At 46.5% G+C, this 6,683-nt stretch carries 5 protein-coding genes; 3 read left to right on the forward strand and 2 right to left on the reverse strand.

Translation table 11 applies throughout. The features are described from left to right. The 3 genes from A3757_RS10760 to A3757_RS26710 all read left to right on the forward strand — a co-directional run. Positions 1-2,141, forward strand: a 2,141-nt coding sequence (locus A3757_RS10760; RefSeq protein WP_068739591.1) for a molybdopterin oxidoreductase family protein, incomplete at its 5' end; no start/stop codon positions are given. Position 2,142: 1 nt separating this feature from the next. Then, the gene (locus A3757_RS10765; protein ID WP_197470000.1) at positions 2,143-3,690 is read left to right on the forward strand and encodes a DmsC/YnfH family molybdoenzyme membrane anchor subunit; all 1,548 of its coding nucleotides are present in this window, start codon (positions 2,143-2,145) and stop codon (positions 3,688-3,690) included. Next, entirely contained in the window at positions 3,680-4,066 is a 387-nt protein-coding gene (locus tag A3757_RS26710; protein ID WP_197470001.1) for a hypothetical protein, read from the forward strand. Before A3757_RS10765 ends, A3757_RS26710 begins: the two co-directional genes overlap by 11 nt. 78 nt (positions 4,067-4,144) lie before the next feature. On the opposite strand, the gene A3757_RS10770 is transcribed toward A3757_RS26710, so the two are convergent. Both A3757_RS10770 and A3757_RS10775 read right to left on the reverse strand, forming a co-directional pair. Then, positions 4,145-5,032 carry a CPBP family intramembrane glutamic endopeptidase gene (locus A3757_RS10770; protein ID WP_068566612.1) on the reverse strand — a complete coding sequence of 296 codons (888 nt, stop codon included), beginning with the start codon at positions 5,030-5,032 and terminating at the stop codon, positions 4,145-4,147. A 100-nt stretch (positions 5,033-5,132) separates the two neighbouring features. Beyond that, on the reverse strand, positions 5,133-6,683 hold a 1,551-nt coding region (locus A3757_RS10775), incomplete at its 5' end, for a methyl-accepting chemotaxis protein (RefSeq protein WP_231878254.1).

A 6,683-nucleotide genomic window follows, 5' to 3' on the forward strand; every position in this document is an offset into this window, starting at 1 on the left:
CTGTTAAGGAATGGAAGTACACCACCTGTGGTTATTGCTCGACTGGTTGCTCGATTGAAGTCGGTATCGATGAGGATGGAAAAGCGGTAGGAACCCGTGGTGATACCGGGGCAGATGTAAATCGTGGGAAGCTATGTATTAAAGGTATTTTTGAGCACCAACTATTTGATTCAGAGGGCCGCGGTGGTCAACCTCTGATGCGCGACAAATTCTATCAAGACTTTAAGCCTGCCAGCTGGGACCAAGCGCTCGATAAGACGGCCGCTGAATTCAAGCGAATCCAGGAAAAGTACGGCAAAGATTCTGTCGCTGTCGTCTCGACTGGGCAGATCTTCACTGAAGAATTTTATACTTTGGGTAAATTGGTGCGAGGTTGTATTGGTACCAATCATTATGATGGTAATACGACGCTTTGCATGGCTTCTGCCGTTTCAGGCTATAAGCGCTCTTTTGGTTCTGACGGACCTCCTGGTTGTTATGAGGACTTTGAGCATACGGAGTGCTTAATTGCCTGGGGCTCAAACCTGCCTGAGCAACACCCGATTATCTATTGGCGACTTAAAGAGGCCTTAGAGAAGCGAAAATTCCCGGTAATTGTTGTTGACCCTCGTGTAACCATGTTGGCGCAATTTGCTGATATTCACTTACCCATCACGCCTGGCACCGATGTGGTGCTCCAGAATAGTTTGATGCATGTGATTTTAGCTGAAGGTCTTGAAGACCGAGACTACATCAATGCAAATACCCAGGGCATAGAAGAAGTTGAAGCACTGGTTAAGGACTACGACCCGGTCAGTGCTTCAAAAATATGTGGTATTGATGAAGATACGATTCGTAATGTCGCGCGCTTGTATGCGAAAGCCGGTGCTGCAATGAGTATTTGGACGATGGGGATTAACCAGAGCACTCATGGTTCAGACGGCGTTGTCGGCATCAATAACTTGAACCTGATTACCGGAAATATCGGTAAGCCAGGTGGTACCAGCTTGTCTATTACAGGTCAGTGTAATGCTATGGGGACGCGTGAATGGTCTTCTTGTTCTGGCTTACCAGGCTACAGGGCTTTGGAAAATGAAGAGCATCGCCAGGAAATTGCTGATTTTTGGGGCATTGATGCTGACTTCTTTCCGACTAAGCGTGGGATGCAACAAACCGATATCTTCCCGGCAATTGAAACCGGCCAGATTAAATCCTTGTGGTTGATCGCGACTAACCCCATGACCTCGATGCCGCAAACTTCTCGAATTCGTAAGACGCTTGAGAAACTGGAGTTCTTGGTTGTTCAGGATAGTTACCGTGACGTTGAAACCAATCAATATTCTCATGTCTATCTTCCGGGTTCGGTTTGGGCAGAGAAGGAAGGTTGCTTCACTAATACAGAGCGACGTGTAAACCTCGTGCGTAAAGTGGTGGAGCCTTATGCCAACTCTAAGCCGGATTTCTGGATCTTTAACGAAATGGTCAAGCGTTTTGAGAATGGCCAGAAGATTAACTTCCCTGATACCACGGCAGAGGCCTTTGAAGAAATGCGCCAGCTATCGAAAGGTGATGGCAGAACCTTAGATATTTCAGGTATGACGCATGAAATACTGGAAGAAGCCAGAGGGATTCATTGGCCTTATCGCGAAGGAAATGACAGTGGCAAGGGCGACCCTCGTTTGTATACGGACGGTAAGTTCCAGACTAAGAGCAAGAAGGCGAACCTGATTCCTTTGCCGTATATCGAGAATAATGAAACACCTTGCGACAAGTACCCCTTCTGGATGAATAGTGGCCGGGTAGTGGAGCACTTCCATACCCGAACTAAGACCGGGAAGTTGGGTAACCTGAATAAGTTCAGCCCAACCCCCTACATGGAAATGAACCCTGACGCAGCTGCAGAGTTAGGCGTAGCGCATCAATCGTATGTGAGAATTGTTTCGCGCCGCGGTGATGCCGTGGTGATGGTACAGCTAACGCAGAGAGTTCCTAGAAATATGGTTTTCATTCCTTTTCACTTTCATGATTGTGTTAATCGTGTCTCGCTTGGTTTGCTTGACCCACACTCAAGGCAACCTGCCTTTAAGCAGTGTGCGATCAAGATAGAACCGGTCGACCAGTCGGTGGCTGGTCAATTAAATGCTGAGCGAAGAGGATATTAATATGCTGAATTTATTAGTAAAAGTTCGTGACCGCTTGGACCAGATCGGTGTGCCGAACGAAGAAAAGAACACCAACGAAAGACCGACTTTTACCTTCAGGGATAACGAGCAAGGCTATGCAAAGCTGTATGATCCTAAGGTGAAGAAGAACGAAAGCGAAGAAAACCGCTATGGGCAGAAGATTGACTTATTGGATCTGACCGAAGGCGCGTTCGAGCAGGGGCGATCGATGCAGATCAATGAAAACCCCTCTGTAGGTTGCAACCCTAATCGAAACAAGCAGCACGGATTTCACTTTACCGCTGACAACTGTATCGGTTGCCATGCCTGCGAAGCCGCTTGTAGTGAAAAGAATGAAAATCCGGCTCACTTGGCTTTCCGCTCGGTTGGTTATGTAGAAGGGGGTTCCTACCCTGACTATAAGCGCATGAACATATCAATGGCGTGTAACCATTGTGACGACCCGGTTTGTTTGAAGGGCTGTCCAACAAAGGCTTATACCAAGCATACTGAATATGGTGCGGTACTCCAGGATCCTGATACCTGCTTTGGTTGTGGTTACTGTACTTGGGTTTGTCCTTATAACGCACCACAGCTTGACCCGGTTAAAGGTCAGGTATCGAAGTGTAATATGTGTGTTGACCGCTTAGAAGTAGGCTTGAAGCCAGCCTGTGTTTCGGCCTGTTTGGGTAATGCATTGAACTTTGGTGTTATTGAAGATACGCCAGAAAATAGAGAGCAGACTGAGGCGAGTATCCCTGGCTTCCCTGACCCATCAATTACGCAACCTAATATTCGTTTCCAGCAGATCAAAACTCTACCGGAAGAGATGACGCGAACAGATGTTCAGCCTCTTAAGTACCATAAGCAAGAAGATGGAAGTTATCGTTCAGTTGTAAATGAGAAAGCAGGTAAAGAGCGATCTTGGAATTTGAAGCGTCTAAGTTCGCGAGAAAATCCTTTGGTTATGTTCACCTTGTCGACTCAAGCAGTGATCGGTGCCTTTATGATTTTGCTGTTGGGGCCGTCTATCTTCCCTGAAGCCTTTGCATTTTTAGATCAAAGTGCGATGAAGTATCCATTATTGGGTGCGATGATTTTTGTTCAGGCTTTGGGTTTATTCCTTTCTACGCTGCACCTGGGTAAGCCTTTGCGTTTCTACCGTGGGTTTAATAACTTGCGTTGGTCACCACTTAGTCGGGAAGCCTTGGGTATCGCCATGTTCTTCGCGGGCCTATGTGGCTATACCGTGTTGTCTGCGATCAATGAATGGTTGCAGTTGGGTATCCTAGATTTGCTGATATCTATTGCGGGTGGTTTTGCGGTGATCTCTGCTTTGATAGGTTTGTACTTCATGCACTGTATCTATCGAATTAAAGCTCGCCCGTTCTGGAATCATTGGCAGGTATTGACCAGCTTCTTTGGCAGTATGTTTAGTGTCGGCGGAATTGTTTTTGCCGTGTTTGCTTGTATTGCTTATTCGCTTAAAGATTTAAGCTTTGCACCACTTCTGAGTGTCTTGTCTGGTCTTTATTGGCTTGCTGGTTGAGTCAATAGGTCTTGTTGCTCATGCTCGTTACCTGAATACTGAACAGGGAGAGGGCGCAGCAGCGCACTACATTCAGTGGACGACGTTTGGCAATACTTACTTGGCGAGAAACGTCAGCTTAGTGCTTGGCTTGCTTATCTCTGCAGTCTTCTTTATCTGGGCGCCTACCGGTATTTCAGCTGCACTGATTGGTATCGCTGCGGGGCTTGGCATGATCATTATGTTGTTAGTTGGTCGTGCACTCTTCTATATATTGGTTGTACCTACAACCATGCCAGGGGCTTTCTTCTGGAAGAACAAAGGGTTTGAAGAACATGCCAGAGACATTGGTTTGGCAGAAATGCCTCAGGTGGGTGTTGTACCTGACCTACACTAATCGCAGGTGACTAAAGAGAAGGCTGCTTTCGAAAGAAAGTGGCCTTATTGCCAATAGAATTTAGTGCGTGCTTAGTCATCAATGAGTAAAAGAGGCAGGATAAACGAAGAAGCTAAAGTGAATCAGGTTAATGCTAAAGTGAAGCAGGATAGCAAGTAGCAGAGAATTGCTTCGCTGGTAACTCCATGCGTAGAGTAAACCCGCGGCAAAGATTAGGCTGAGCCTCTCTATCGCCCCGGGCCCTGTATGGAAGTGAGCAAGAGTGAACAGAAGGGATGAGCCAATAATGGCGGCGCTGGCTGTAGACGATTTTAGGAATATAAAGCGCTGAATGATTAGCCTGAAGAACGCTTCTTCAGCGATGCAGGTCACAAACAGATTAATAAAAATAAAGGCGAAAGTCAGCTGGCCGAATTTAAAATCTGTATTGACGCCCAAAATGTAGCCGATCAGAAAAATCCCAAACATAGCGAAGCCGACCTTGGCGAATAGCTCGGGCTTTATGTTGGTTTCGTTCTTCAGGTTTGAAGGGCTCCTATTGCTGACCCAGTAGCGAAAGCAAAATAAGATGAATACTGCGCCCAAGGCTTTATCAAGGTGAGCACTTAGGGTGTAAGGAATGCTTGAGTTACCAAGTAAGGCCGGGCCGAAGACCGTGGTTTTAGTAAAGCCGGGAACAAGGTGTAAGGCTAGCATCAAGGGCACAAGGCTTAAAAATATCCAGGCGAAGGTTTTTATTGGTAAATGCTTTGATTGAACCTGACTAATGATCAGCGTGGCGAAAACAAGGAAAGCAGCAGTTCGCCAATCGATAACTTGTGTTTGCCAGCTTGTAATCAGCAAGATTACGAATAAGGGTAAACTTAGGCCTAGGCTAGGCGGCTTGCCGGGTTTGAGCAATAAGCTGATTAGTAGTGTGTAGACAGAAAAGCTGGGAAGTAATTCGAGTGGCAGTTGAATATCCATATTGCTATATATTTACAATTGTAAATCCAGTTTACTAAAGTCGAAAAAAAAGACCGGAAATATACCGGTCTTTTTTGAGTATGAGCGATATCAAGTGTTTTTAGAAGTCTTCCCACTCATCGTCTTCTGAAAACGAAGCTGCACCGTTATCCTCTTGCGCAGCACTGCTTGCCTGGTAGGTGATGACAGGTTCTTCTGTGGGCTCTGGTGCACTGTAACTTGCTGCAGGTGTTGACGGAGCTGAAGCGAAGGAGGGAGAAGAACTATGCGAGCTCTGCGAAGCATCTAAGCGGAAGAAGGCAATCAGGCGATTCATGTTGCTCGCTTCTTCAGACATTGAACGGCTTGCAGCAGAGGTTTGCTCAACCAAAGCCGCGTTCTGCTGAGTCATTTCGTCCATTTGCGCAACGGCCTGATTGATTTGACTGATACCGCTATTTTGTTCGATTGCTGCAGTGTTGACGTCATTGATCATCTTGGCAACGCGATCAACTGACTGGACGATGTCATTGAGCATTTGCCCAGACTGGTTAACCATGGCTGAGCCAGATTCTACCTTGTTTACACTGTCACGAATCAAGTCTTTGATTTCCTTCGCCGCGGCAGCAGAACGTTGCGACAAGGTTCGAACCTCTCCCGCTACGACGGCAAAACCACGCCCTTGCTCACCGGCTCTTGCTGCTTCAACCGCAGCATTCAAAGCGAGTAGATTGGTTTGGAAGGCAATTTCATCGATCACGCCAATAATGTCGTTGATTTTGTTGCTAGATTCCATGATCTCACGCATCGCACCCACGGCACCTTGAACCACTTCACCCCCTTGTTCCGCTTTACGCTTCGCATCGCTTGCCATAGCATTTGATTCGGAGGCGTTTTCTGAGGTTTGTTTTACGGTAGCTGTTATCTGCTCCATGCTGGAAGCTGTTTCTTCCAGTGAGCTGGCTTGCGACTCGGTACGTCGACTTAAGTCATCGGAGCCCTCGGCGACTTCTTGTGATGAGGTACGAACAGTTTCTGATGCGATTTGAATGCGTGTTAGCACTTCACTTAGCTTGGTAACGCTGTTATTTGCATTGTTTTTGATAGCAAGTAACTCGCCCTTGTAATTGTTTTCGATGCTCTTTGTGAGGTCACCTTCAGACATTGCTTCAAAAATAACACCGACTTCACTGACAAACTCGGATGTCTTGTCCATTAGTGAGTTTAAGCCATTACTGAGGTTTTCGAAGAAGCCGCTTTTACCTGTTAGGTCAATTCGTTGTCGAAGGTCTCCATCGTTGGCGGCATTTATCAAACTGTTAATTTCACCTTCTAGCGCAACCTCATCAGTTCTATCTGACCATTCAACGACGGTACCCAAGCGAGTTTGGTCTTCGCCATATATAGGTGTCGCAGTTAGGCCAAAGGTACGTACACCGACCTTAATTTCAGTTTGATATGTACTGGTCAGACGCTCAAGCATACTGCGTTGGTGTGCAGGGTTTTTGTGGAAAACATCGATGTTGTTGCCAACAAGGTTATTGGCATCAAAGTTTGGCAGCACTTTGCGTAAGTCTGCCTCAGCTACGCGCATCATATTCTGTACTGCTTTGTTCATATAATTGATGTTGTAATTTGCATCGGCCATCATCACATTGGTATTACAAACATC

The sequence above is a fragment of the Oleiphilus sp. HI0117 genome (assembly GCF_001635235.1).